Annotated in this window: 29 protein-coding genes; 15 read left to right on the forward strand and 14 right to left on the reverse strand. The window is 68.0% G+C overall.

Annotated features, from left to right (window positions below; translation table 11 throughout):
• The first annotated feature begins 28 nt into the window (after window positions 1-28).
• Entirely contained in the window at window positions 29-910 is an 882-nt protein-coding gene (locus QP090_RS00885; RefSeq protein WP_285936479.1) for a helix-turn-helix domain-containing protein, read from the forward strand.
• 1 nt (window position 911) lies between these two features.
• Here the strand turns inward: QP090_RS00885 and QP090_RS00890 are convergent, their stop codons facing one another.
• A complete protein-coding gene (locus QP090_RS00890; protein ID WP_285936480.1) occupies window positions 912-1,757 on the reverse strand; it encodes a DUF6879 family protein in 846 nt (281 codons plus the stop codon).
• A 215-nt stretch (window positions 1,758-1,972) separates the two neighbouring features.
• On the opposite strand from QP090_RS00890, the gene QP090_RS00895 reads away from it, so the two are divergent.
• From QP090_RS00895 to QP090_RS00925, 7 genes are all read left to right on the forward strand, one after another.
• Complete coding sequence (locus QP090_RS00895) at window positions 1,973-2,266, forward strand: hypothetical protein (protein ID WP_285936481.1); 294 nt, start codon at window positions 1,973-1,975, stop codon at window positions 2,264-2,266.
• A gap of 101 nt (window positions 2,267-2,367) precedes the next feature.
• Window positions 2,368-3,243: a DUF2637 domain-containing protein gene (locus tag QP090_RS00900; protein ID WP_285936482.1), complete on the forward strand. Its 876-nt coding sequence runs from the start codon at window positions 2,368-2,370 to the stop codon at window positions 3,241-3,243.
• Window positions 3,243-5,234, forward strand: a complete 1,992-nt coding sequence (locus QP090_RS00905) for a toprim domain-containing protein (protein ID WP_285936483.1) — start codon at window positions 3,243-3,245, stop codon at window positions 5,232-5,234. Before QP090_RS00900 ends, QP090_RS00905 begins: the two co-directional genes overlap by 1 nt.
• A gap of 27 nt (window positions 5,235-5,261) precedes the next feature.
• Entirely contained in the window at window positions 5,262-6,152 is an 891-nt protein-coding gene (locus QP090_RS00910; RefSeq protein ID WP_285936484.1) for a hypothetical protein, read from the forward strand.
• Window positions 6,153-6,170: 18 nt separating this feature from the next.
• Entirely contained in the window at window positions 6,171-6,470 is a 300-nt protein-coding gene (locus tag QP090_RS00915; RefSeq protein ID WP_285936485.1) for a superinfection immunity protein, read from the forward strand.
• A gap of 111 nt (window positions 6,471-6,581) precedes the next feature.
• Window positions 6,582-7,115 carry a hypothetical protein gene (locus tag QP090_RS00920; protein ID WP_285936486.1) on the forward strand — a complete coding sequence of 178 codons (534 nt, stop codon included), beginning with the start codon at window positions 6,582-6,584 and terminating at the stop codon, window positions 7,113-7,115.
• Between the two features lie 387 nt (window positions 7,116-7,502).
• Window positions 7,503-8,293, forward strand: a protein-coding gene (locus QP090_RS00925) for an IS5 family transposase (protein ID WP_432763023.1) whose coding sequence is annotated in 2 segments (ribosomal slippage) — window positions 7,503-7,818 and window positions 7,818-8,293 — 792 coding nt in all. Because the reading frame shifts where the segments join, the coding sequence is not laid out codon by codon here.
• 46 nt (window positions 8,294-8,339) lie between these two features.
• Here QP090_RS00925 and QP090_RS00930 read toward each other — a convergent pair.
• The gene (locus tag QP090_RS00930; protein WP_285936488.1) at window positions 8,340-9,155 is read right to left on the reverse strand and encodes a DUF3592 domain-containing protein; all 816 of its coding nucleotides are present in this window, start codon (window positions 9,153-9,155) and stop codon (window positions 8,340-8,342) included.
• A gap of 154 nt (window positions 9,156-9,309) precedes the next feature.
• Between QP090_RS00930 and QP090_RS00935 the strand changes: the two genes are divergently transcribed.
• Window positions 9,310-9,564: a dihydrofolate reductase family protein gene (locus QP090_RS00935; protein WP_349666464.1), complete on the forward strand. Its 255-nt coding sequence runs from the start codon at window positions 9,310-9,312 to the stop codon at window positions 9,562-9,564.
• Between the two features lie 288 nt (window positions 9,565-9,852).
• Here QP090_RS00935 and QP090_RS00940 read toward each other — a convergent pair whose 3' ends face one another.
• Window positions 9,853-10,263, reverse strand: coding sequence for a heavy metal-responsive transcriptional regulator (locus tag QP090_RS00940; protein WP_285936490.1), 411 nt, complete (start codon window positions 10,261-10,263; stop codon window positions 9,853-9,855).
• A 90-nt stretch (window positions 10,264-10,353) separates the two neighbouring features.
• On the opposite strand from QP090_RS00940, the gene QP090_RS00945 reads away from it, so the two are divergent.
• Complete coding sequence (locus QP090_RS00945) at window positions 10,354-11,373, forward strand: organomercurial lyase (protein WP_285936491.1); 1,020 nt, start codon at window positions 10,354-10,356, stop codon at window positions 11,371-11,373.
• Between the two features lie 312 nt (window positions 11,374-11,685).
• Here QP090_RS00945 and QP090_RS00950 read toward each other — a convergent pair whose 3' ends face one another.
• Both QP090_RS00950 and QP090_RS00955 read right to left on the reverse strand, forming a co-directional pair.
• Window positions 11,686-12,024 carry an ASCH domain-containing protein gene (locus tag QP090_RS00950; protein ID WP_285936492.1) on the reverse strand — a complete coding sequence of 113 codons (339 nt, stop codon included), beginning with the start codon at window positions 12,022-12,024 and terminating at the stop codon, window positions 11,686-11,688.
• Window positions 12,025-12,117: 93 nt separating this feature from the next.
• Window positions 12,118-12,681: a TetR/AcrR family transcriptional regulator gene (locus tag QP090_RS00955; protein ID WP_285936493.1), complete on the reverse strand. Its 564-nt coding sequence runs from the start codon at window positions 12,679-12,681 to the stop codon at window positions 12,118-12,120.
• Window positions 12,682-12,769: 88 nt separating this feature from the next.
• Here QP090_RS00955 and QP090_RS00960 point away from each other — a divergent pair, with 88 nt between their 5' ends.
• Together QP090_RS00960 and QP090_RS00965 are read left to right on the forward strand one after the other, a co-directional pair.
• Window positions 12,770-13,156 (forward strand): nuclear transport factor 2 family protein, encoded by a 387-nt coding sequence (locus QP090_RS00960; protein WP_285936494.1) that lies wholly within the window; start codon window positions 12,770-12,772, stop codon window positions 13,154-13,156.
• A 16-nt stretch (window positions 13,157-13,172) separates the two neighbouring features.
• On the forward strand, window positions 13,173-13,391 hold the full coding sequence (locus tag QP090_RS00965; protein WP_285936495.1) for a hypothetical protein: 219 nt from the start codon (window positions 13,173-13,175) through the stop codon (window positions 13,389-13,391).
• Window positions 13,392-13,465: 74 nt separating this feature from the next.
• On the opposite strand, the gene QP090_RS00970 is transcribed toward QP090_RS00965, so the two are convergent.
• Complete coding sequence (locus tag QP090_RS00970) at window positions 13,466-13,597, reverse strand: hypothetical protein (RefSeq protein ID WP_285936496.1); 132 nt, start codon at window positions 13,595-13,597, stop codon at window positions 13,466-13,468.
• A gap of 33 nt (window positions 13,598-13,630) precedes the next feature.
• On the opposite strand from QP090_RS00970, the gene QP090_RS00975 reads away from it, so the two are divergent.
• Window positions 13,631-14,296: a tyrosine-type recombinase/integrase gene (locus QP090_RS00975; RefSeq protein ID WP_285936497.1), complete on the forward strand. Its 666-nt coding sequence runs from the start codon at window positions 13,631-13,633 to the stop codon at window positions 14,294-14,296.
• A 958-nt stretch (window positions 14,297-15,254) separates the two neighbouring features.
• On the opposite strand, the gene QP090_RS00980 is transcribed toward QP090_RS00975, so the two are convergent.
• Both QP090_RS00980 and QP090_RS00985 read right to left on the reverse strand, forming a co-directional pair.
• Complete coding sequence (locus tag QP090_RS00980) at window positions 15,255-15,656, reverse strand: ATP-binding protein (RefSeq protein ID WP_285936498.1); 402 nt, start codon at window positions 15,654-15,656, stop codon at window positions 15,255-15,257.
• On the reverse strand, window positions 15,653-15,979 hold the full coding sequence (locus QP090_RS00985; RefSeq protein ID WP_285936499.1) for a hypothetical protein: 327 nt from the start codon (window positions 15,977-15,979) through the stop codon (window positions 15,653-15,655). The genes QP090_RS00980 and QP090_RS00985 overlap by 4 nt, the downstream gene beginning before the upstream one ends.
• 198 nt (window positions 15,980-16,177) lie before the next feature.
• Between QP090_RS00985 and QP090_RS00990 the strand changes: the two genes are divergently transcribed.
• On the forward strand, window positions 16,178-16,984 hold the full coding sequence (locus QP090_RS00990) for a helix-turn-helix domain-containing protein (protein WP_285936500.1): 807 nt from the start codon (window positions 16,178-16,180) through the stop codon (window positions 16,982-16,984).
• Between the two features lie 16 nt (window positions 16,985-17,000).
• Complete coding sequence (locus QP090_RS00995; RefSeq protein ID WP_285936501.1) at window positions 17,001-17,222, forward strand: DUF397 domain-containing protein; 222 nt, start codon at window positions 17,001-17,003, stop codon at window positions 17,220-17,222.
• A gap of 100 nt (window positions 17,223-17,322) precedes the next feature.
• Here QP090_RS00995 and QP090_RS01000 read toward each other — a convergent pair whose 3' ends face one another.
• The 6 genes from QP090_RS01000 to QP090_RS01025 all read right to left on the reverse strand — a co-directional run bounded on the left by QP090_RS01000 (window position 17,323) and on the right by QP090_RS01025 (window position 23,800).
• Window positions 17,323-18,810, reverse strand: a complete 1,488-nt coding sequence (locus QP090_RS01000) for a hypothetical protein (RefSeq protein WP_285936502.1) — start codon at window positions 18,808-18,810, stop codon at window positions 17,323-17,325.
• A gap of 5 nt (window positions 18,811-18,815) precedes the next feature.
• Complete coding sequence (locus tag QP090_RS01005; protein WP_285936503.1) at window positions 18,816-19,583, reverse strand: hypothetical protein; 768 nt, start codon at window positions 19,581-19,583, stop codon at window positions 18,816-18,818.
• Between the two features lie 14 nt (window positions 19,584-19,597).
• Entirely contained in the window at window positions 19,598-20,002 is a 405-nt protein-coding gene (locus tag QP090_RS01010) for a hypothetical protein (protein WP_285936504.1), read from the reverse strand.
• A 27-nt stretch (window positions 20,003-20,029) separates the two neighbouring features.
• Window positions 20,030-20,440 (reverse strand): DUF4913 domain-containing protein, encoded by a 411-nt coding sequence (locus tag QP090_RS01015; protein WP_285936505.1) that lies wholly within the window; start codon window positions 20,438-20,440, stop codon window positions 20,030-20,032.
• Between the two features lie 97 nt (window positions 20,441-20,537).
• Window positions 20,538-22,355 (reverse strand): type IV secretory system conjugative DNA transfer family protein, encoded by a 1,818-nt coding sequence (locus tag QP090_RS01020; RefSeq protein ID WP_285936506.1) that lies wholly within the window; start codon window positions 22,353-22,355, stop codon window positions 20,538-20,540.
• Window positions 22,352-23,800, reverse strand: coding sequence for a hypothetical protein (locus tag QP090_RS01025; RefSeq protein ID WP_285936507.1), 1,449 nt, complete (start codon window positions 23,798-23,800; stop codon window positions 22,352-22,354). The genes QP090_RS01020 and QP090_RS01025 overlap by 4 nt, the downstream gene beginning before the upstream one ends.
• Between the last annotated feature and the right edge of the window lie 3 nt (window positions 23,801-23,803).

Consider the following 23,803-nt stretch of genomic DNA (forward strand, 5'->3'; position numbering starts at 1 on the left):
TGGCCGATACGTCAGGATCGATCACACGATGCCGTCTTCACCGTCCTCTTCAGCGCAGGCAGCCCGCGAGCGCCTGGGCGAGCAGCTCCGTGAGATGCGTGCTGCCGAGCGGATCAGCGGGGTGGACTTCGCGCGCCGAGCTGGGTGGCGTGATTCCTCGCTCGTCAGCCGCACTGAGCGGGGGCAACGCCCCATCACCGTCGAGACCGTCCGCTTGTGGTGCCGGGTCTGCGAGGTTCCCGACCATCGGATGGCCGAGCTCCTGGCTGAACAGGCCAGCGTCGCGCGCATGTGGGTCTCGCTGCGCGAGCATCATGACCTCGGCCTCGACGCGCGGCAGAAGGCCACGGTCGGCGACCTGTACTCGCGTATCGACGCCGAGTTCAGCTACCAGACCAAGGTGCTTCCGGGTCTGTTGCAGACCAAGGACTACATGACCGAGATGCTGCGCGGGGTACGCCGAGACCGCAGGCTGGAGCTGGACGATGTTGCCGACGCGGTCGCCACCCGCATGGATCGGCAGCGGAACCTGCACCGGCCCGGCGTCCGGTTCTGGTTCCTGTTGGAGGAGACGGTGCTGCGGTACCTGTACTGCGCTCCTGCTGTACACCGCGCGCAGTTGGAGTACCTGATGGGGGCGATGCGGTTGCCGTCGGTGTATGCCGTGGCGATCATCCCGATGAACTCCGGCCGGCGGGGAATCCGAGCGCGGGAGTCGTTCGAGATCGACACCTTCCCCAATGGCTCCGTCGAGGCTCAGGTGGAGTTGCTGTCAGGGCTGTTGACTCTCACTCATCCCGAGGACGTCGCGCTGTACCGGCGGGCGTGGGACGACCTGTTCGGCCTCGCCGTCATCGGCAAGGAGGCCAGGGCGTTGATCCGATCGGCCCTGGCCGCCCTCGACGGCTGACCTACTCGGGCTTGAACTCGGCGTGTGGAGTCGCCCGGTTCCACGCCGTCTCGAAGGACCCGGCGATATCGCGGGCGACGCGCGGGTCGGAGTTGAAGGAGTAGACGCGCGGGTTGGAGTCGTCGCCACGCTGGAAGTTCCATCGGATGACACGGTCGTCGAACACCCAGCAGTCAGCGGCGGGCACCAGCAGGTCTGCGGCCTGGTCGCGCCACAGCCATCGGATGTCCTCGCCCACCGCGATATTCGCGTGAGTGACCGCGTGCTCCCACTTCATGTACTCCGACATCGGCCGGGAGATGATGCGGACACGCCGCCAGCGAACCCCGCGGCGGGTGGCCTCACGAACGATGTCCCCGAACTCTTCGAGATCGTGATCGACGACGGCGATGTCCCCGGACTCGCGCCACTCCTCGAAACGGGCGGCCTCGGTGACGTCGTAGGCGTCCCTGCATTCGAAGCGGATCACCGACCGCTCAGCGGCGGCGGCCAGAGCGGCGAAGTCATGGGGGCCGGCGCCCTCCCGGCCTTGCTCGTACTCATCGTCGATCGCCTCGCGGATCGCGGGGAACAGCCGGTCAGGCACCCATACGTCGGTCTCGTCCTCGCCCTTGCCCACGTCCTCGCTGAGACGCTGGGTCGTGCCCGGATCGGCCACCGCCTTTCCTCGGACGTAGAGGCCGCCGGGAGTTCGCCACACGGCAGGGCACTCCGCCTTGTCGGAGTCAGGGTCTCCACCGACGAAGTCCACCTCGGAAGGATCGATGTGGTTCTGATCCATGGCGTGGGTCCTCTCTCGTAACGGCGCTTCCACTAGGAACCTCACGCGGGGCTCGGTCGCGGTCAATGTACTCGGGAGCCCCGGCCGGTATCTCGGATATACGACCGGGCACACAGAGCGCAGCCATGACTTCCCAGGCCAGTATCCGCCTCACTTCGACACTCCCTGAAGAATCTCGACACGCCGTGCGTTGACTTTAATTGATCACAGCCCAAACGTGATGCATCATCTACTCATAGCCTTTAGTTGATGCACTCAGAGCTGACGGCATCGGGGGAACGATGGGGAAGTTGGTCACGACTGCACAGGATGACCTGGTCGTACGTCGAGCGCACCTGCTGCGGTTGCGGTTCGAGCTGGTGCGGCTCGGGGTCGCGGTCCGGGTGCGCAGAGCACGTCAGGGACGATTGCGGTTGCGGATACGCCACTCGGGGTGGTCGGAGACGGTTCTGTGCGCGGGCGCCGATGACGCGTTCGCCTTCGTGACGGCTCACGGCCGCCTGCTCGGTCCGGCTGAGGATGCCCGCGTGGTCGCCCGGTTGCTGGTGTGGATGGCTGAGCGGCGTCAGCGATGAGCTGGCCTCATCGCCTGCACTCCCCCGCTGCCGGGTCCGGTGCGCCCGGTGGGCTTGAAACGGCTCTCGTCGGAACGGCGGTCACGGGCTCGGCTCGGACAGTGGGAGTGGTTGCGGGGACGGTCGCTCCGCTGGTCGTGGGGTTGGCGGTGCTGGGCGGGCTCGGGTCGTTCGCGACGGTGCGGGGCATGGCCGGCCCCTACTTCGGCGATCTGGCGTGGATCGTCCCAGTCGGTATGGACCTGGGGATTCTCGTGCTGCTCACCTGGGACCTGCTGATGGAGTACCTCGGCCTGCCATGGCCGGTACTGCGGTGGGTGGCCTGGGCGTACATCGCCGGCACCGTGATGGTCAACGTCGCCGCCGCACAGGGCGACCTAGCGGGCAGCGTGATGCACGCGGCCATGCCCGTCCTGTTCGTCACCGTCGTCGAAGGCGTCCGGCATCTGATCCGTTGGTGGGCTGGGCTCGCGGCCGGCGACCGGGTCGAACGTGTCCCGCGGATGCGCTGGATCCTCGCGCCGCTCTCCAGCCTGTCGCTCTGGCGCCGCATGGTCCTCTGGCACGTGACGTCCTACCAGCAGGGACTGGAGCTGGAGCAGCGTCACCTGATGGCCGTCTCCCGCCTCCAAGAGGAACACGGCCGGTGGCGCTGGCGCTGGCGCGCGTCCCTCGCCGAGCGCCTCGCCCTGCGCCTGCCACCCGGCGGGGCCAACGCGCCCCGCGACCAAGGCTCCGTCCCGGACCGCGCCGACAGCAGGGACAGCGAAGAACGGAACGCCGAGTCGTCCCATGCCCGTCAGGACGAGTTGATGGCCGCCGCGCGCAGCCTCCTCGACGAGGCCGACCGGGAAGGGGTACGGCTCAGCCGGGACCGTCTCGGCAAGCGTCTGCGTGAACTCGGCTTCACGGTCGGCAACGGTCGGCTCGCCGAGATCAACAGCGCCCTCCGTAGGGAACCCACGGAGAGCAACTGATGACGACACCGTCCGCACCGGACGAGGAAGCACGCCAGGCCGAAGAGCGGCAGCGTCGAGCCGAGATCCTTCACGGCATCTCCGAACACGAGCTCGGCCGCCTGCACGCTGGGGATCTTCCCTGGGAGCAATGGCTTGCGAGCGCGCATCGGCACGGGCACCTCGGGTTCGCGAACACGTTGTTGATCGGTGCGCAAAGGCCGTCCGCCACCGACGTCCGCTCGTACGAGGAGTGGAAAGCGCAGGGCCGCCAGGTGGCGCGGGGTGAGACGGGGATGCGGATTCTCTCGCGTGGTGGGATGCCCCGACCGGTGTTCGATATCGCTCAGACCAGCAGGTCCTCTCAAGGTCCGGCGGCCTCGCTGACACCTGCTCAGGTAATGAAGCAACTTCACCGCCTTGCCGCGGGCCTTGAGCTCTACGTCGATCGTGACCAGAGCTGGACGTACACCGGTCGCCCGGAACGACGAATCGTCATCCCCGCCGAACTCGACGACGAGCAAGCCACGACCCTGCTCGCTCACCAGCTCGCGCACATCCTCCGACGCGGCGACCGGCCGGACCCGGCCGGCGAGGAACCGACCGCCTGTCACGGTGTGCGGCGCGTACGAGCCGACTCGATCGCCTACCTGGTCCTGGCCCACCTAGGGATGGACACTTCGCACCTGTCGTTCCCGCCCGTCCAAGGGTGGGCCGGCACGGACCCACGCGCGAATCCGCAGGCTGCACTCAAGACGGTCTGCGAGGACGTCCTGTCCGTGGCCGGCCGGACACGCCGACATTTGGACACCTTGCCGTCGGCCAGCGAGCCCAGCCGAGCAGGCGGTGAACCGAACGTCGTCCAGCTCAGCCCCGGTTCGAGCGACTCGACCAGCCCTTCGGTTGATGCCTTGCTAGCGGTTCACCTGGACGCTCACGCGTTCTACGAAGAGCACCTGCCCGGAAGCTGGGCGCCTTCCTATCTTGCAGAGCGAGGTTTCACCGTTGATATCCAAGCGCTCTGGCAACTCGGGTACGCGCCGCAGGACCGGCACTCGCTCATAGATCACCTGCGCGGGCTGGGGCACTCGGACGAGACCGTCATCGCGGCGGGACTGGCCAGGCGAGGCCGAGATGGTGAGCCGTACGACGTCTTCCGCGATCGGATCCTGTTTCCGCTCAGGAATCCGGACGGGGCGGTCGTCGGGTTCATCGGCCGGAGACCCGACGAGGGTCCTGGTCCCAAATACCTCAACAGCCCGGAGACGTCCGTCTTCCGCAAGAGCGAGCTGCTGTTCGGGCTGTACGAGGGCCGCGGCCGTCTCGCTCGCGGCTCCCGCCCGATCATCGTCGAAGGACCGCTCGACGCGATCGCGGTCGACCTCGCCGCACCGGGCAACCCCGTGGCCGTCGCCTTGTGCGGGACGGCGATCACCACCGCCCACCTCGACTCCCTCGCCCGTCATACCGATCTGAACACGGCGGGCGTCGTCCTCGCTCTGGACGGCGACCACGCGGGCGAAACCGCGACACTACGCGCCTGGACGACGTTGGCCCAGGTCACCGGACCGGTCGAGGTGTTGTGTCTCTCCAGTGACGTAGACCTGGCCGACATCCTCCACGACCAAGGGTGTGCGGGCGTATGCGAAGCGCTACATTTGATGGTTCCGCTTGCGGACCTGGTGGTCGACGCGAGCATCGAGCGGTCCGGGGGGACGCTTGAGTTCGCCGAACATCGGTTGGCGGCGGTCCGCGCGGCGACCTCGCTGATAGCTCGGATGCGAGCACCGCAGATCGCCAGGCAGGTCGCCCGCGTCGCGACCCGCACCGGCCTGGACACCACGACCGTGACCGCCGCGCTCGCCTCCGCCATCAGCCCCGACATGGCAAGCGACCCCACAACCGCCGCCGAGGACTTCCCCTTACCGCCGCTCGCCGGCCCGACCCTCGACCCTGCCGGCACCCGCACCCCCCATCGCGCGAACCAACCCCAACAGCAGCGCAGACGATGACAAGATCACTTTGACCCGGAGACCGGCATGACCACCGAGCAGCATCCTGACCCCATCGCCGAGGGATTCACCCACAGCGGCCAGCGGATGGTCCAGATCGTGGCGCTGGCGGCAGTGGTCCAACAGACCTGCACCCAGTACAAGGACCGGTTGAGGGCGGCGAGGGAAACACGCGAGGCCGAAGCCGAACAAGCAGCAACACGGGACCTCAAAGCGGCGTTCGAGGAAGCCCGCTCCCGCTGGGCGCCGGCCCACGACCGCCAGTGGCTCCGCGACGCGGACCTCCTTCACGTCGCGCAGGCCTGGGGCGCGGCCGTCCCCTATGCCGCCGACCACACCTCGGCGGCCTCGGTCGTGGCCAAATGCGAAGAACGGCTCCGCGGTCTTCACCCGCACGCGATGAGCCACTACGACCGATTCCGAGAACACGGCCAAGACCCGCTCAGCGCCATGAGCAACGCGGGAACTTACTTCACCCGGAACCCGAATGTACGGACCGGCGACCCGGCACCCCGCCGCCCAGAACTGCCGGAAGGAACCGAACCCAACTGGCCCGCCACCATCCACACACCAGACCGCACTGAGCCAGAAGAAGCCCGGCAGGAACAGCGCGCCCGAAAGATCATCGACGAGCTCGGTGAACGCCTCCGCATCCAAGGACGAGACGTCGACCCAACCCAGATGCGCACCGTCCTGGAGGTCACCACCAACCTCCCCGACCACATCATCACCAAGGCGACTGGCCCGACCGTCCGCCCCTATCCGAGGCCATCGCCCCAGGCCGGTCCGGCAGCCGAAGACTTCCCGCACACCATCGACCAGGCCCTGGCGATGGCAGCCAAACAACCCTTCGAAGAAGCCTCCACCAGGAAATCACCGCCCCAGTCACAAGACCGGAACCGGCGCCGCAACCGCTAAAGCGGCAGGAGACAACCCATGGAAACGATCACTTCAACCCCGTACTTCCCACTTCTCCTCGTCGGAGCCCTGGTCGGCATCGCCGTGCTTCCGACCTTCATCGCCATCGTCCGAGGCGTGGACGAGATCATGCTGATCATCCTGTTCAACGTTCTCGCCTGCGCCACCGTCCTCGGCTGGCCCATCGCCCTGGTCATGGCCATCAAATGGCCCCGGCGCCGAGACTACGAAACACCTCCGCCTCGCCATCCCCGCCCGCCACGAATTCAATCCACTCCGCCGCACGAATACTGGTGGACACAAGAACGCCAACAATAGATTCAGGAGTTCTTCCTCCACGCGTTAACCACCATCATGCTCGGGGCGAGCACGAGACCGGGTGTGGCCACACAGGCGTGAGCTGCGATCATTTGGGAGATCTTGGTCCCCATGGCGAACTGGCAGGACCGCGCACACACGGCAGCACCCTTGCCGGCCGGGCTGATCACCGGCGCCGGTCTCACGATCCTCCTTGGCGCAACCGTCCTGACCATAGGCGGACCACTGCGCACCGCGCTGCTGATGACCGTCGCGATCGGACTGTTCACGGCGGTCGTGGTGACAACGACCAGGAGCTGGACCGAACACCGCGAGCGCGCCGTGGCGGGCGCGCACCATCGTGCGCAACGCATCGCGATGGCACAGGCTCTGCGCACCGGACAACCACCCGACAACCCGGCACTCGACGCCCCCCTTTTGGCCCTCATCGAACACCACCAACAACAGCGTCACCGAATGCGCCGCTGGCGCCCCCTCGCTCTCACCTTGTTCATCGTTTGGCTGGGAACGGTTCTCTACCTAGGACTCTTCGGCTGGGCATCGCTGACCCCATTCCTCGCCACACTCCTAACCGTCGTCTCGATCAGTCGCCGCCAGCGCAACAGAGAACGCCATCTCGAACAGCGGCTCCACTCACGCGCCTAAAGATTGTGTCTCGCGTGGGTGGTCTGTGGACTGCGGGATAACCCGGGACCGTGTCGTCAAATCTTGCGCTCCGGTTGGTGCCGGACGAGTTGTGAGAGCTGGTCGAGCCGTTGGTTCCGGGGTTCGTGCCGCGTCGTCAGGGTGGCGGAACGGCCGGTCGGCCGGGACGGCTCCCCGGGGCGCTGACCTGAACCACATTCCCGAATGCGACACATGCCCACTATTTGTGGATTGTCTGGGTGAGGCTGCCAGCCGTGGTGATCGCGTTGGAGAATTTGGCATCTAGAGTGCTTAGAGCTCGTAACACGATCTTGTTGATGTGGGCTGGTTGGGCGTTACCGGTGTGACGATTCGGCCGTTCGTGATGGTGTGGGTACTCGACCGTGGATTGTGGACGATGAGTTGTGGGCGTTGATCGAGCCGTTGTTGCCACCGTGGCCGGAGCGGTCTCCGGGGCCTCGGCCGGTGTCGGACCGGCTCTGTCTGCAGGGCATTCTGTTCGTCCTCTACAACGACATAGCCTGGCAACTTCTGCCGTTGGAGCTGGGCTTCGGCTCTGGACAGACGTGCTGGCGTCGCCTGGACCGGTGGCAGAAAGCAGGGGCTTTCGACCGGCTGCACCGGGTCCTGCTCGCCGAGCTGAACGCGGCCGGCAAGCTCGACTGGTCACGGGCCTGCGTGGATGGTTCTCACATCCGCGCGAAAAAGGGGGCGCCGACACCGGTCTGTCGCCGGTCGACCGGCGGAAGACAGGCAGCAAGCACCATCTGATCTGCGACGGACGCGGCACCCCACTGAAGGTCATCACGACCGCGGCGAACGTCAACGACGTCACCCAGACCCTCGCCCTGGTCGACGGCATCCCGCCCGTCACAGGGCGCCCCGGCCACCCCCGGCGCCGACCTGAATCCCTGCTCGGTGACAAGGGCTACGACTCCAACACCCACCGCGACGCACTGCGGAACCGACGCATCCTGCCTGTCATCTCACGCAAGGGATCCCCGAACATCAAGGGCATCGGCAAGCTCCGCTACGTCGTCGAGCAGACCTTCGCCCTGCTCCACCAGTTCAAGCGGCTCGCGGTGCGCTGGGAACGCCGCACCGAACTCCACGACGCCTTCGTCTCCCTCGCCTGCAGCCTGATCTGCTTCAGGCGCCTCAAGCAGTGCCGGTCATGAGCGGTGGTACCAGTTCAAGAAGTGCTCGGCACGCGCGCGTACGGAGTCAGGCACGCAACGCGATGAAGAGCTGGTACCCGGTGACCCCAAGCCCGCCGCAGGCCATACCGAGGCCCACGACTGCCATCAGCGCCATCATGACCTGGCCGTACAGGGACTGGCGGGCGGAGGCGCGGCTGGGGTTGCGCGGGTCGTAACTGAGCTCCAGTTGCTGCCCGCCAGTCGGCTCCCGGTAGAAGTGCAGCCCGCCGTCCTGGTCCACATACCGGTACACCTTGGTTTTGTCGGTGTAGTGGTCGAGTTCGGCCATCACCGTGATTCCGTGCTTGGGGAGGCGCAGCGCGTCGTACAGGCCTCGTCCCAGCGCCAGGGCCATGAATGCCCCCGCGCACGCGAAGAGTTGAAAGAACGGCAGCGCGATCGCCCATGCCGGCTCACGGAGCACCGCCACTGCCACATCGATCACCGCGAAGACCGCGATCACGGCGACAACGAGATCGCGCTTCGAGGGCCTTCGGGGGTGCCCAGCAGGCACTTCGGTGATCAGATCTTCGCCGTCGACGCGTGGTCCTTCGGCCGCTCTCTCGGGCAGGCGGGCCCCCAGGGCGGCGCAGAACGCGGTCACGGCAGCGGCGCTGGCATCGTGAACCGCGTACACGGCAGGAGGGCGGTCGGCCTCTGCAGTCGTCAGTACGACCTCGAACGAGCGGTCGAGGCTGCGGACCGCTTCGATGGCGTCCAGTGGAATTCGTGCCACGCGCCCGTCCTGTTCCCACTGCACGTAGTCGAGTCCGTCTCCGAAGCGGGCGGTGGCACTGCTGCCGCGCAGCACAAGGGATGGGAGGGCAGGCGTCGTCGTCATGTGCATATGACGGCTGAGATCAACAAACGGTTGCCCACCGTCGTGGCAGGCGCACGCCACAGCCTTGGGGCAGAAGGCGGCTCCACTCAGCACTGGGGCATCTTGCTCCCTGGCACCACCGGGCCACGGCGATGATCCAGAAGCAAAGTCACGCATGCTGAAGGCCAAGCCGGGGGGTGAGCTGCAGGTGCACGGGAGCGGCGCCCTGGTCCGGTGGCTGCTGGCCAACGATCTGGTCGATGAGATGACTCTGATCGTGATCCCGGTGATCGTTGGCCTGGGCGCGAGACTGTTCCCGGAGACCGGTCCGGATCTTGCGCTCGACCTGGTCGAGTCGCGGGTCGACTCCAGGGGCGTGACGATCCAGGTCTACCGGCCGGCCGGTCGCCCGCGGTATGCAACGGCTTGAGGTCCCTGACCACCGAACCACGCTGTCTTGACACCGCAGGAGATGATCTTCAGATGCAGTACCTGGTTTCCGTGATCGATGACAAGAGCGATCCCGGCAGCACGGACAGGCGGCCTGCCATCAGCGCGTTCAACGAACGACTTATCGCACCGCCGAGACCGCCTACCTGACCCGCCGCCGCGATCAACTGCGATAGCACCCGCCGATCCCGACCAAAACCCCGCGCAGCAGCGCCGACCCCGGGGCGCCCTGCCGATGCATTCCGCAACCTGTCGGGGTACCGGTAGGTCAGGTACTCGCAGCGGGGGCGGTGAGGATGGTGCATACCTCACCGCTTCCGCAGTTCGCCGGGTCCGTGGCGGCAGCCCGGCGTTTGAGTGCTCGCAGAGCGTCCCGGGCTTGGCCGAGTTCGACCAGGCGCTGCTCGACCTGGGCCAGGTGCTGGTCAATGAGGTCGGTGACATGCGCGCACGGCGCTTGACCGCCGTCGCGGATCGCCAGGACGCCGCGGATCTCGGCGAGGCTGAGCCCGGCGGCCTGGGCGTCGCGGATGAACGCCAGCCGCAGAACGGCTTCCTCGGGGTAGTGGCGGTAGCCACCGGAGGTGCGGGGCGGCTCCGGGAGCAGGCCGGCGTCCTCGTAGAACCGGATGGTCTTGGCCGTCACCCCGGCCTGGGCGGCGAGCACTCCGATGCGCATCCTTGAAGCCTACACTGGACCTTCCAGTGCACTGGAAGCTTTATCTTTCCAGAGGAAGCACCCGAACGCTGCCCGCCGGAGGAGACGATCGTGCTGGAACTGACCGTGCTGACCGTGCCGGACTGCCCGAGCGAGCCCGTCCTGGTCGACCGGCTGACCCAGGCCCTGGACGGCCGCCCGGACGCGCCGATCATCCGGCGGGTGGTCGAGACCGAGGCGGATGCCGCCCGCTGGGGGATGCGCGGCTCCCCGACCCTGCTGATCAACGGGGTCGATGTGTTCGCCGCCCCGAACACCCCGACCAGCGTGTCCTGCCGCCTCTATCGGGATGAGACCGGGTCGACCGGCGGCGCCCCCTCGATCGCCGCGCTCGGTGAGGCGCTCCGGCACGCTGCGCAGACCCCGATCCCCGCGGCGCTCGCGCAGGCGGCCGGCCGGTCCGGGCTTGGTCGCGTCGCCCCCGTCGAAGGAGGACTGCGGGCGGTCCACCAGCGGGTGCTGCGAGCCTTCACCGAGACCGGCCGGCCACCTGCGCAGGCCGACCTCGACGAGGCCGCCGCCCCGTACGGCACGAGCGGCGCCGAGGTGATGGCACAGCTGCACACCGCCGACTTCCTGCGCCTGGACGCCGCGGGCGCGCTCACCGCGGCCTACCCGTTCTCCCCGACCCCAACGGCGCACCGAGTGCAGATCAGCGGCGGCCCCGAGGTGTTCTCGATGTGCGCGATCGACGCGCTCGGCATCGCCGCCATGGTCGGCCAGGACGTCACGATCCGCACCACCGAACCCGGAACCGGCACGCCGATCACCGTGACCGTGCCCGCCGATGGCCAGACTGTGGTGTGGGAGCCCGCTGACGCGGTGGTCTTCTACGGGCAGCAGCAGGCCGACTGCGGCGACTGCTGCTCGGCCGGACCATCGGGTGAGGCGGCCGCGCCGTCGGTGGCCGCGGACGTCTGCTGCGGCTACATCAACTTCTTCACCAGCACCGACGCCGCCCAGGCCTGGGTGGACGACCACCCCGAGATCTCCGGCCGACTCCTGCGCCAGCGAGAAGCGTGGGAGATCGGCGTGCACATCTTCAGCCCTCTCCTGAAACCGACCCCCTGACCAAATCGACAATCAGGGATTGTCGCACCGGTATCGGCCGGGCGACGCGATTCTCGTGGCGGGACAGGAGGCTGCTGGTCGAGTCGGCCCCCAGCGTCGTCGCCGACCTGGCCCGCCGGATCGAACTGATCACGTTCACCGTTGTTGGGAGGGCAGACCAAGTATGAGAGAAAGGGACAGCCATGTCGCTGACCAGGACGATCACACAGCCCCGCCCAGCGCGCCGCACGGCCACGATGGGTGTGCTCCGGAGCTGACGATGGCCCGACGCGATGCGCGGGCCATACGTCGTGGTGGCAGGTCGATGGTGTCTCAGGCGGTGGCGGGCTGGAGGAGTTCGATCTCGACGGCCAGCACATCGAGGGCTTCCTTCTCGGGGCCGTAGATGCGGCGAATGTTGGCCAGTTGCTGTTCGCGGGGGCTGTCGGGGTTGACGTTGGCCGCTCCTTCGACGTCGAGCATCTCCTCGAAGCTGGCGTAGCGGGCCACCCGCTTGACGCGGGTGAAGGCGTCGTCGCGGCCGCAGACGAACCCGATGTGGTCGCCGGCCTTCATGTTCGCGGTCCTGGCCGCAGCCGCCGAGTTCGAGGTGGAACTGCGCGCCGAGCGCCAGACCGAGGGGATCGCCGCCACCAGGCGCCGCGAGGCCACCGGCGTCATGCTGCCCGGCAAGAAGAAGACCGGCCGACCCCGCGTCATCTGCCGTCCGGTGGCACCCCCCTGTAGGCATCCCGGCCGCGCGGGTCACGGGGCGATGACGCATTCGGCCAGTTCCCGCGCGGCGGCCGCTGGGTCGGTGCCGGGGCGGGTCGCCCCGGCGGCGAGGGTGCCGTCGATGAGGAGCAAGAGCTGGTCGGCGCCGCGCTCGGGCCGTGGGTGCCCAAGCGCGACCAGTTCGCGCTCCAGGAGGTCGTGAACGAGCCGCCGGTAGTCGCGGGTGATCTCGTGCGCAGGGTGGTCAGGGTCGGTCAGGGCGAGGTCGGCAGCCAGGTAGCGACAGCCGTGGAACCCGGGCGTCGCAGTGATCTCGCCGAGCCGGTCGAACACGGCCAGCAGACGCTCGCGCGGGTTGTCGCCGGCGGCGTCCATGGTGCGCCGGTAGTCGGCGGCGTCGTCGCCGGCGGCGGATCTGAGGACTTCGACGATCAGGCCGTCCTTACCGCCGAAGTGCTCGTACAGCGATCGCCTGGCCACGTTCGCCGCCTTGAGTAGCGCGTCCACGCCGACATTCACGCCCTGGCTGTAGATCAGCTGGTGAGCGGCCTCCAGTAGTCGCTCTCGCGGGCCCGGTTGTGTGCGAACGCTCATGAAGGCCAGGCTCCCATGGATTGACTAGTAGATCAACCGGTCGATATACATGTGCAGACCGATCGATCTATCTACATCTGGAGGGGTTGTGCCTTTCCGTACCACCGCCGAGGTCATCGACCGCTTCAACCGCGCCTTCGTCGACCGCGACCGCGACCTTCTCACGGACCTGATCGCCGAGGACTGTGTGATGGAGTCCGTCCAGCCGGCCCCCACCGGGGAACGCGTCACAGGCCGCCAGGCCTGCCTGGACTGGTGGAGCGTGCTCGTGGACGACCGCACCAGCCAGTTCGAACCGCAGGAGGTCGTGGTCGCGGGGGAACGGGCGACGCTCCGCTGGAACTACCGCTACGGCCCCGGTCCCTCGGACTGGGTCAGCGGAGTGAACCTCATGCACGTGCGCGACGGCCAGATCATCGAGGCTCTCGGCTACAGCAAGACCGCCAGCGAAGTCCCGCTGGCCACCGACAACTGAAGGACAGGATCCCCTCATGCGCAGTTACCACGTCAACAGCGGGGCCGGGATCCCCGGTCTGTCGATCAAGGATCATCCCGACCTCCAGCCCGGTCCCGGACAGATGCTCGTCGCGGTGCGCGCCGCGTCCCTCAGCTACCGCGAGCTGATGATCCTGCGCGGCGACTACGTGCTCCCGGTGAAACCGGATGTGGTGCCGGTCTCCGATGGGGCCGGCAAGCTCATCGTCGGCTGATTCACCCCCCTGCCCCGGCCCACCCGGGGCAGGCTCCCTCCCCCGGGCGAACGCCATCACTGCCCCTTTCGCGCCTACTTGATCTGCTCTCCTACCTCTCCCGCGTCCGCCAGTTCCTCGCCTGGCTCCCGGCCGCCGAGCTGTCCGGCGACCCGTTCACCGACGCCGGCGCCCGCGACGGCGCCGCCCGCGACTACCGCACCCACCTGCTCACCGTCGCCAACCGCAAGCCCTCCACGGTGAACGCCCACCTGACCGCGATCGACGACCTGTTCCGCCGCGCCGGGATCGGGCCCGCCGCCGCCAAGCGCCAAGACCGGCCGAGCGCCGCACCGCGCGCCCTGGACGGCCGGGACCTCACCCGCTACCTGCGCGCCTGCGAACGCGCCGCACTCCGCGACCGCGCGATCGCCTTCACCGAGATGTACGCCGGAACCCGCGGCGGCGAGACCGTCGCCCTGGACCTCGACGACCTGCGCCTGTCGGCGAAAAAGGGCACCGTGATCGTCCGGTTCGGCAAGGGCGGCCGCTACCGCGAGATCCCCGCCCACCCCAAACTCCTGACCGTCCTGCAGCAGTGGCTAACCCTCCGCGCGACCTGGCCCGGCTCCCTCGACAGCAACGCGCTGTTCCTCAACCACCACGGCGGCCGCCTGTCGGTGCGCGGCGCCTACGCCATCCTCGTGGCGATCGCCGACCACGCCGACCTGGACATCGGCGTCGACGCCGCCTTCACCCCGCACGCCCTGCGGCACACCGCCGGGACCACGATGGTGCGCGCAGGCACCGACATCGTCATCGTCGCCGAAATCCTCGGCCAGTCCCTGGAGACCACCCGCCGCTACAGCCTGCCCACCCAGCAGGACAAGGAACAGGCCGTCCTCCACATCCCCGTCGACGAGTAGCCACCGCGACGTCCCCACTGACGTTTACGCGACCGACTGCTGACGCTGAAGCGACCGATGCACTGACATCCCGCGCTCAGAACCGCTGACGCTCAGGCGACCGACGACAGCTGTCACCGGTGGGCGCGGTCGGTCGGGGTGGTGCGGCGGCGGCCGGTGCGATGCGGCGGAGCTTGGCGTGGACAGCCTGGATCGCGGCGCGGGCCGTGGCGGAGGTCTGGGCGTCGGCGGCGTCTCGGCGGGCTGCGGCCTCGGCGACGCGGGCGGCGGCCTGGGCGCGGACGGCGGCGACGAGATGCTGGTGGCTGGGTGCGGTGACCGGGGGCCCTCGGCGAGCCATGCGGGGAGCGGTCCCGGACCCATCCTGCGACGTGATGGAGGCCGCCCGGCGAGAATGCGTACAGCCACGGGTCGTCGCTGGGGCTTGTGGTTCAGCGAGTACAGGACGTCCCCCGGGGTCCATCCGGCATCCCACCACGGGCTGAGGATGTGCCATTGGTGCCTGGCAGTCAGCCGTGACAGCGTTCGGTCAGCGCGCATGGCGGCGGCAAGCGGGGCGGCGGCTCTTCGCCGCCGGCACCCACAGCGCGGAAGGCGCGTCAACGACCTCGACGTGCAGGCCGGGACCGTGGGTCGCCGTCGGGGAGAGGCGGCGTTCGTCCGGTCCCGGCCTGGGCCGGTCGGGCATAGCACCGGGGGATGCCGGCGTGGACGTGGGGGAGGTCCACGATGCCCGACGTGTGATCACTGCCCTGACTCGCCAGGCAGCAGTTTCCAGATGCTGATCGTCATGGTCTCGATGGCGACGGGTTGGGAAGGGTGCGGACGTACTCGCGAGCGTCATGTCGTTGAGCCCCGGAGCGATCGGGTGGGGTGGGGCCGCGAGATGGAGCTCCCGGTCGAGTCGGTCTTGGGCTCGGCGTGCGGACGGTGCCGTGGTTGTTCGCCAGGCCCGGAGTCAGATTGCGGGGAGGCTGAACCAGAAGCGCAGTCCAGGGCCGGGGGTTAGGCGCTGGAACCCGTAGTCGGTGGCCAGTGTCTCGATGAGGAGCAGACCTCGGCCATCAAGGGCTGTCTCGTTGTCGGGGGCATCGCTGTGCCTCCGCACGTGGGGGACGGTGGCGGCGCCTTCGTCGATGACGTCGATGTGCAGGTGGCTTCCGTCGGTGGTGGCCCTGACTTCGATCTTGGTGCTGGTGGTGTGCTTGATCGCGTTGCTGAGCGCCTCTGTGAGCAGCAGCGCCGCGTCTGTTTGGGCAGGGTGGGCGGATCCGATCAGGTCGTTGAGCCATCGGCGTGCGGCTTTGGCTTCGGAGGGGTCGGCGGCGAAGACGCGCGAGCCCAGGTGCTGCGCGGTCATCGGGTGATGATGTCGATGAGGCGGAGGGCGGCGCCGACCACGTCATCGGTCGAGTGCCAGTGCCCTCCGTGCCAGGCATAGAGCCACCGTCTGTTGCTCTCGGCCGCTCCGACGGCGATCCGCGTCCGCGGTCGCTTGATCATGGGGACCAGCAGTACGGCTTCCGAGCGACCGGGGTGCAGCAGCAGCGAGGTGTGGCTGCGGGCACCCAAGGCCAAGGCGAGCGCGCCGAGGTACTCGAACCGGATGAGATGTGGGCTGCGCTGTTGGACGTTCAGGCGTTGGCGGTCGGGATTGTGGAGTTGGATCAGTTGGGGTTCCATCACCGGGCCTCCTCGGGCAGATTTCGGACACGCTGCGTAGGCGAGTCGCTACACTGCTGACTTTGGACCGGTCATGGTTCAAAGTAAAGGCTCTAGATTGAACTAGTTCTTTAGAACTTGTTCAGTGGCGGCGACGAAAGGGGATGTTCCATGGCGAATAGGGTGAGCCCGACGGTGCGGCGGAGGCGTCTCGCGGGGGTGCTGGCGCGACTGCGGGCCGACTCCGGCTTGACCCGCGAACAGGTCGCCGACTACGTCGGTATCGGCGCCGTCACCATCACCCGGATCGAGAGTTGCAAGACCCCCGCCAAGCCCGCCGACGTGGCGATGATGGGCAAGCTCTACGAGCTGGGTGAAGAGGAGACCGAGGCGCTGGTGGCTCTCGCCCGCCAGGCGCGCAAGCGGGGTTGGTGGCAGCAGTACGGCGATGCGTTCCCGGCCTGGTTCGAGGTGTACGTCGGCCTGGAGGAAGAGGCGTCGAAGATCCGTTCGTGGCAGCCCGAACTGGTTCCCGGCCTGCTCCAGTCCCCCGGATATGCCCGAGCGCTGATCCTGGCGGAGCCGGAGGTCCCTGTCGAAGAGGAGATCGAGCGGCGGCTCGCGGTCAGGGCCAAGCGGCAGGACCTCTTGAGCGCCGTGGATGCTCCGCAGATGCACGTGGTCGTGAGCGAGGGCGCGCTCCGGCAGAAGATCGGAGGGCCCGAAGTGATGCGGGAGCAGTTGCGACGGCTGGGTGCCGCTTGCGATCAGGACTCGATGGCGATCCAGGTCCTGCCGTTCGACGCCGGCGCGCATCCGGCCATGCAGAGCGGGTTCCACCTGCTGTCGTTCGTCGAGCCGGATCCGACGGTCGCACACATCGCATATCGGACGGGCGGCCTATATTTGGAGCAGCCATCCGAAGTAGACGTCTACGAGGATCTTTTCGACCGGTTGTGCGCGAAGGCGCTCGACGCTGAAGCGTCCCGCACGCTGATCGAAAGGATCGCCGCTGAGATGTCCTGATCACGGAGGACACCTGGTGGATCTCGACCCGCACGAGCCTGCGCCGACAGCCTGGCGTAAGAGCAGCCACAGTGGCCAAGGCGACGCCGACTGTGTCGAGGTCGCCGAGACCGGATGGCACGTCGCAGTCCGCGACAGCAAAGCCCCACAGGGTGCGAAGCTGTTCCTATCTCGCCGGCAGTGGTCGGACCTGCTCACCGCGATCCGCTCCAGTACTGGGAGCGGCGAGGGTAGGTGACTCAGCGCGCGAGCCCCTCGCTCGGCCACACCTTCGCCCAGGTGCTGGTGCGGAGCTCAGAGGCCGCGATCTGACCGGTTGATCCGGCGGGGCCTGCCGCTCATATTCCGGCCGGCTTCCCGCTCTTTGGCATGCGGTTGGACCGTGCGGTGGTGGGAGACAGCGCATCGATCGCCGGTGTGGTCGCAAGGGATTCCGCCATCGGGGCAGGGAAGTCGGTCGCGGCCAGGCTGCCTGGGTGTTGTTGGGCGGGTGTCGTGTTGCGGTGGAGCAGAAGTGCGATCTCCTGCTCGACGGTTCCGTTCTTCGCGCTGATGGTTTGGGCGACTTCTCCAAGGGTGGTGATCGTGTGTCGGCTTTGGACCGTCAGAGCGTTGTACAGGGTGAGGAGTTCACGGACTCGGGCGGACGAGCGCAGGGAGGATTGGTTGGGCGGGCTTCTACGTAGGACGTCGAGGACGGCGATGTCGTTGACGGCGGTGCGGTGGTGGTCGGCGATGGTGGCGTAGGTGTCGATGGCCTTGAGGGCGGCGGCGCTGATGTGGGTGATGTCGGTGATGGTGGGGGCGAGAAGTTCAGGTGGGGTGAGCCGGTAGGAGGCCCGGGGGCCTGGGGTCCAGTCGGGGGCTTGGTAGACGAGGCGTCCGAGGCGGACGACGAGGTCGGAGGTGTCCAGGACGGGGCCGGTGGCGGGGGTGCCGTACTGGCCGGTGAAAGCGGTCCAGCGCCGGGAGATCGTTCTCCATTTGGCGCCGGTTCTCCGAGTGGTGATCGCGGCTCGGTCGAGCGCGTCGGCGTGGTCATGTTCGTTCAGGTCGCGCATGCGTAGGGCCAGCTGTTTGATGATGCGGACGCTGATATCGCAGGTGATGGCGGCGGATCTGGACAGGTAGCGCCACGTCGATACCGAGCTGGAGGCGGTGACGCCGGGATCGCTGAGGCGTTGCAGGGTGGTGCGGATGCCGTGGATGAGGTCCTCGCCGACGGCGGGTGGAGTGCGTTCGGGAACGCGTTGGAGAGAGATAGCGGAGACCGGGGCGTGATCGTTTCGCCGACCGAAGGTGTGGGAGAGGAGCGCGGCTTGGACGAGGGGCGCGGCGGCTGTCGAGTGGGGGGCGTCCATGTGTCGGGCGACGTATGCGGCGGTCGCGGTGTGGTCGCTGAGCATGTGAAGCAGGGATCGGGCGGTGTCGGTAGCGGCCATGACGGCGGCGTCGGGCGTGGCGGTGGCGGTGGTGAGGAGGTCCAGGCCGCAGCCGAGCGCGATGGAGCCGGCACGGAGGTGTTCGGCCAGGGGCGCGGTGGGTGGTTCGCTTTCTGCTGGGGTACCGAGGGCGCGTTGGGCTTGTCTGACCAGGATGCTTGTTCGGCGGGCGGCGTCCCGTACGCCAGTTCCTTCGGTGTACGGGACGCCGAATCCGATGGAGATCCGGTCGGTGTAGCGGGCCAACACGCCCGTGAGCCGGGCTAGTTCGGCGGATGTGTCGGCTTGGCGCGCTTGCGCTGGGGCGTCGGGCGCTTGGAGTGCGCGTCTGACTTCGTTCAGGTGGTCGGCGGCGATCGAGGCCATGTCTCCGAAGGTGGCCATGGACGCTACCGGAGGTCGTCGCGGAGCCGGCCGACGTGCAGGGCTGCTTGGAGGCACGCGAGCTGGTCGTCGGGGTCGCCGGCGAGCTCGGCGGCGCGGACCAGATTCCGGGCCGCATTGGCGGCCAGGTCGTGGAGGGCGTCGGCGGTCGGCGTCGCGTCGGTGACCTGTGGCGACGTGCCTCGCAGAATCGGTGCCTGGGTGAGGGCCTGGCGGGCTTGTGTCGCGTGTTCCTCGGCCATGCCCCAGGCGATGAACCCGTCGGGTGTGCGGTCGGCGAAGGCGGTGATGACGCGTTCGGCGTAGGCGAGATCGTTGAGGGTCTCGTTGAGGATTTCGGCGAACCAGGTGCCGCGTACGTCCTCGTGTTCCGGCTCGGTGTTGCTGGTCATGGCGTTCTCCTGTGTGTGGATGTGCGGATCCGGACCACGCGCGGTGGACGGCCCGACACGGGGCCTATGCGGTGCGGTGCGGCGCGGGCCCTGTTGGCGGAGGGCTGTTCCTCGCGCTTGTGGGCCGAGCTGGTGGTGGACGTGCACGGCGATCTCGTCGGCGTAGAGCTCGTGGCCGGTGGCGACGGCTTCGGCGAAGTCGATGCCCTGAGCCGTCGCGAGGTGCTCCATGTCGCAGAGCAGTCCGCTGATCAGCGCCTTGGTGTATGAGGCATCGCCGTCCAGGGCCGACATCTCGTTGCGGAACACGTCCTGCTCATACGCGCGGAGCGCGTGCGCGGCATTGTCGACGTGCAGCGCGTTGGGGCAGGTGTCGCGCATCTCGCTTCCTCAGCTCAGCTCAGCGCGGTGTGGACGTGGCCGACATGCTGGGCGGCGGCGAGGCAGGCGATGCGGTCGGCAGGGTCGGTGACCTTGTTGACCGTGCCGAGCAGGGCCCGGGTCACCGCGGTGACGAGTTCGTCGACCCGTCTGGCGAACTCGCGGTGGTCGTCGCCGGCGGGCGGATCAGCTCCGTCGGGATAGGACACCGAGGGTGCTTGGGAGAACGCCCACCAGGCGTCGGTCGCCTCTGCCAGCGCTGTGGCATAGGCCGGATAGGACTCGTCCGGCGCGATCTGCGTCAGCAGCAGGATGGCCCGCTCGATCAGCTCAAGGCCGACGAGCGTGGCCGTGATCATCGCGGGCAGCGAATCGGCCGTCTGGAGCTGCCTGGTGACATAGGCGATGTGATCGTTCATGGAAATCCTCCACGGGTGGGTGTGAGTTCAGGAGCCGGCCAGCCAGCCGGTCGGCAATGGAGCGACCGCCGCTTTGTGCGGGTCCAAATGCTCGGCTTCGGTGCATTGGTAGAAGGGTCCACGAGGGCCGAGCAGGATGGGGAGTTGGTGGTCGAGGTGGTCTCGGTACCAGAGGCTGATGCCGGTGGCGCCTTGTAGGCGCATCGCCTCCCACGAGTACCAGAGGGAGGTGAGGCGAGAGATGGCTTCGGCGTGCCGCCACCATTGCGCACACCAGCGGAATTCACCACCGAGGGTGCGCCGGTACATCGGGATGAAGTGGCAGGTCAGCCACGCGTCGATGGTCGGGTAGCGAGGTTTGGGCTGATCGGGTGCGGTGCCCTGAGAGGCATTGTTGCCCGGCACGTTCTGCTGGTCCTGCTGTATCTCGGTCGACATGCTTCTCCTTGGTCAGGGTGTTCAAGGGTGACTCCTTTCTTTGCTGCGTGGATACGGGTTCGATCGCGCTCAGGTCCGATAGGCGCAGCGGATCAGGTCATGGTTCTTCCTTGTGCACGTCGATGGTCCGAGGCCGGTCGTGGTGGCGGCGGGCGCCGTCGGCGATTTGTGTCTCGGCGGCTTTGATGGCGCGGTTGATGGCTGCGGTGTGGGGTCCGCGGTACCAGGGGCGGAGGTGGATGAGGGCGGGTTTGGTGCCGGTGGCCAGGAGGAGTGCGGTGCCGGTGGGGAGGGCGCGGATGTCTGCGGCTTCGAGGATTTCTTGGCGGCGTAGGGAGATTTGTTCGCTGGTGCGGCCGTCGGCGTGGGTGAGGGATCGGACGGGGACGTCGTGTTGTCCGGTGAGGGTGGCCAGGTCGCGGGTGAGGCGGGGTGAGTCGATGCCGGCGCCGATGATTTTGCGGGTGGCGGCGCCCCAGAGGGCGGCCATGCCGGGTTCGCCCCAGACGGTGATGCCTTGTTCGTAGGACTGGAGGATGGTGACGGGGATGATGCCGCGTGAGCCGAGGTGGGAGTAGAGCTGGGGGAGGTCGGCGATGCGGCAGATGTTGGCGGCCTCGTCGAGGGCGACGACCAGGGGCGGGTCGAGGCGTCCGCCGGCTTGTTCGGCGTGATGTTCGGCGGCGCGCATGGTGGTGTCGGTGAGCGCGGCGATCAGCGGCGCGGCGGCCGACAGCGACTTGGACAGTAGGTAGAGGGTGTCGCGGGAGGTCGCGAACGCGCCGGGGTCGAATACGGGCAGGTTCTTGTTCGGGGTGACCCAGGTGAGGATTTCCTGGTCGCGGAGGCATTTCGCGGCGGTGCGGGCGGTCTGGTAGATCCCGTCGCGGGTCTCGACGGCGCCGTTCTGGGTGCCTTTCAGCGATGAGGCCATGAGGTCGAATCCGGCGTCGTGCAGGAGTTCGATGGGGGTGGGGACGGCGGGTTCGTCGAGCCATCCGGCGACGTGGTGCAGGGATCGGGCGGAGGTCGCGGCGGCGAGGAGGAGGGCACAGAGCAGGTCTTGGGCGGCGGGTCCCCATAGGTCTTTCTTTTGTCCGTCGTCGACGGTGAGGACGAAGTGTCCGGCGAGGCGGTGGGCTTCTTCGACGGTGCGTAGTTCGGCGAGGGGGTTCCACCACCATTCCTGTGGTTGGTAGGTGATGTGTTGCGGGTCGAACAGCCAGATCCGTCCGCCTGTTCGTTTGGCGCGCAGGGTCGCGATCGCCGACCAGAGATCGGCTTTGTTGCTGGTGGCGATGACGGGGCCGGGTGCTGACAGGACGTGCGGGATGCTCTGGGTGGTGGTCTTGCCCGACCGCGGCGCCATGAACGCCACCACCGTGTCCTCCCACGAGGCGAACAGCGTCTCCCCGCCCTGCCGGCCCCGCTGGAAGGCCTCGCCCAGCACCAAGCCGACGTCATCGGGCGCGAGCCGATTTGGCTTTGTGTCGTGCAGCGAGCGGCGCAAGGCGACCGCCTTGCTTGCCGATGCTGCTGGCTTGAGGGCGTCCAAACCTGGGTTGTCGGCAAGGGCCGCTATGGGGTCTCCGGGCTGAAGGAGGTGGGACGCCGTGCGCAGCCATACCGTCCACACGACCCCGACCAGCCCACACACGAGAACGAGCAGCACGAACATGACGAGCGGTGTGGAGGTGCCCGGCCACAGCGCATGAGTTTGTCGGCGTGCGAGGGCCACCGCGAAGTCGGTCCCGAAGACCATGACGTGCCCGCCTGCCACGAACGCTGCGATTCGGGCGGCGGCCCAGACGATCCAGAGGAGGCCGATCGGCGCCCAGCAGCCGGCCAGGATCATCCATCCGCCGGTCGCGCCGGTGTGCCAGATCGACGGGCGGGGCCCCAGCGCCCGGGTCATGTGTCGCCTCTGATGGCCTGGTCGGTGTCGTAGAGCCGTTTCTCCGCCCCGACCAGCGACAGCTCGACCGGGATCCCGAGACGTTCACCGGTCTTGATCAGGTACTTGCCGCGTCCGGGATGGCGGATGCCGGGCTGCCAGGAGTCCGGCGCGGACCAGGAGGTGACCAGGTGCTGCTCGGGTCCGGTGAGCGGGGTGATCTCGTGGACGCGGACTAGCTCGCGCGGTGGCAGCCCGGCCAGCACGGTGATCGCCGAACGGTCGGCGAAACCCCGGGCCTTGGCGCGATCCTCCTCGGTGGCCATGGCGTCCAGGTCGGCGAGCGAGTGCGTGACCATGATCGAGGCCATGCCCTTGGCGCGGTTGAGGCGGGTGAGCGCGTCGGCGTGCTCGACCAGCCCGGGTGCTCCGCGCAACGCCCGCCAGAGTTCGTCCATCACCCCGAGGTAGGAGCGGCGCGGGCCGGCATGGAGGTCGGCGAGCGCGGCGGCGGCGTCGACCATCCCGAAGGCGTACGCCCAGGTGCACAACATGGCCGCGGTGAGCAGCTTGTCCCCTGCCGCTCGTACGCGGGAGATGTCGACGCTGATCGCGGGCGCGTCCAGGTCGAGAGGCCGGGTGGTGGGGGCGTCGAAGACGCCTGCCAGGGATCCGTTGCACAACAGGTCCAGAGTGAAGACCAGCTCGCTGGTCCGGTCCCGGTAGGTGTCGACCGCGTCGGTTCTGGCCGCCGACCGAAGCTCGGCGGGTCCTTCCTCCAGCACCCGCAGGACGTCGGGGACCGTCGGCTCGTGCTCCAGCCGTCGGTCCAAAAGATCGACCGCGCGGCCGAGTACGACCTCCTCGGCGTTGGTGATCCGGGACTCGCGGACGAGCGTGCACAGCGCCATGAGCAGTGCCAGCCGCCGTCCCCGCACCTCCCACCGCAGAGCCTCGCCGCGGACGCCGGTCTGTGTGCGCAGGACGTGGCCGAGCGGCCCGGCGTCGAGCGGGTTGATCCGGTCGACACCGCGGCCGACGCGGATGACCTGTCCGCCCAGATAGTCGACCAGCATCGTGTAGTCCGGCTTGGTGTCTCCCAGCACGATCGGCGTCGTTCCGGTCGCGACGGCACCGGTCACCAGGCGTTTGACCAGGGTGGACTTTCCCGTTCCGGGCTGCCCGAGAACGAACATCCCCGGATTGGTCACCAGCCCCGCGCGCATCCACGCCAGCGGGTCCAGGCACACGACCTCGCCCCAGAGTTGGTGACGGCCGATCGGTGTCCCCACCGTGGGCGTTCCCGATCCCGCGGTGAACGGGTACAGACCGCAGGCCTGCATCGTGGTCGCCTGGAACTCCGGAGACGGCTCAACGTGCATCGCCCGCCCGCCGCCCGGCTGTTTCCAGCCCCACGCGGGCGCCAACGCCTCCGACATCGCCTCGGCTTCGACACTTCGGATCATGGT

It is taken from the genome of Actinomadura xylanilytica (genome assembly GCF_030283145.1).
Classification (GTDB): Bacteria; Actinomycetota; Actinomycetes; order Streptosporangiales; family Streptosporangiaceae; genus Spirillospora; species Spirillospora xylanilytica.

What these genes read in the sequence shown, in the direction of transcription:
- QP090_RS00885 (WP_285936479.1), top strand. Translation starts at nt 29, where the DNA reads ATGCCGTCTTCACCGTCCTCTTCAGCGCAGGCAGCCCGCGAGCGCCTG.
- QP090_RS00895 (WP_285936481.1), top strand. Translation starts at nt 1,973, where the DNA reads ATGGGGAAGTTGGTCACGACTGCACAGGATGACCTGGTCGTACGTCGA.
- QP090_RS00905 (WP_285936483.1), top strand. Translation starts at nt 3,243, where the DNA reads ATGACGACACCGTCCGCACCGGACGAGGAAGCACGCCAGGCCGAAGAG.
- QP090_RS00910 (WP_285936484.1), top strand. Translation starts at nt 5,262, where the DNA reads ATGACCACCGAGCAGCATCCTGACCCCATCGCCGAGGGATTCACCCAC.
- QP090_RS00915 (WP_285936485.1), top strand. Translation starts at nt 6,171, where the DNA reads ATGGAAACGATCACTTCAACCCCGTACTTCCCACTTCTCCTCGTCGGA.
- QP090_RS00920 (WP_285936486.1), top strand. Translation starts at nt 6,582, where the DNA reads ATGGCGAACTGGCAGGACCGCGCACACACGGCAGCACCCTTGCCGGCC.
- QP090_RS00930 (WP_285936488.1), bottom strand. Translation starts at nt 9,155, where the DNA reads ATGACGACGACGCCTGCCCTCCCATCCCTTGTGCTGCGCGGCAGCAGT.
- QP090_RS00935 (WP_349666464.1), top strand. Translation starts at nt 9,310, where the DNA reads ATGCTGAAGGCCAAGCCGGGGGGTGAGCTGCAGGTGCACGGGAGCGGC.
- QP090_RS00940 (WP_285936490.1), bottom strand. Translation starts at nt 10,263, where the DNA reads ATGCGCATCGGAGTGCTCGCCGCCCAGGCCGGGGTGACGGCCAAGACC.
- QP090_RS00955 (WP_285936493.1), bottom strand. Translation starts at nt 12,681, where the DNA reads ATGAGCGTTCGCACACAACCGGGCCCGCGAGAGCGACTACTGGAGGCC.
- QP090_RS00965 (WP_285936495.1), top strand. Translation starts at nt 13,173, where the DNA reads ATGCGCAGTTACCACGTCAACAGCGGGGCCGGGATCCCCGGTCTGTCG.
- QP090_RS00980 (WP_285936498.1), bottom strand. Translation starts at nt 15,656, where the DNA reads ATGACCGCGCAGCACCTGGGCTCGCGCGTCTTCGCCGCCGACCCCTCC.
- QP090_RS00985 (WP_285936499.1), bottom strand. Translation starts at nt 15,979, where the DNA reads ATGGAACCCCAACTGATCCAACTCCACAATCCCGACCGCCAACGCCTG.
- QP090_RS01000 (WP_285936502.1), bottom strand. Translation starts at nt 18,810, where the DNA reads ATGGCCACCTTCGGAGACATGGCCTCGATCGCCGCCGACCACCTGAAC.
- QP090_RS01005 (WP_285936503.1), bottom strand. Translation starts at nt 19,583, where the DNA reads ATGCGCGACACCTGCCCCAACGCGCTGCACGTCGACAATGCCGCGCAC.
- QP090_RS01010 (WP_285936504.1), bottom strand. Translation starts at nt 20,002, where the DNA reads ATGAACGATCACATCGCCTATGTCACCAGGCAGCTCCAGACGGCCGAT.
- QP090_RS01015 (WP_285936505.1), bottom strand. Translation starts at nt 20,440, where the DNA reads ATGTCGACCGAGATACAGCAGGACCAGCAGAACGTGCCGGGCAACAAT.
- QP090_RS01020 (WP_285936506.1), bottom strand. Translation starts at nt 22,355, where the DNA reads ATGACCCGGGCGCTGGGGCCCCGCCCGTCGATCTGGCACACCGGCGCG.
- QP090_RS01025 (WP_285936507.1), bottom strand. Translation starts at nt 23,800, where the DNA reads ATGATCCGAAGTGTCGAAGCCGAGGCGATGTCGGAGGCGTTGGCGCCC.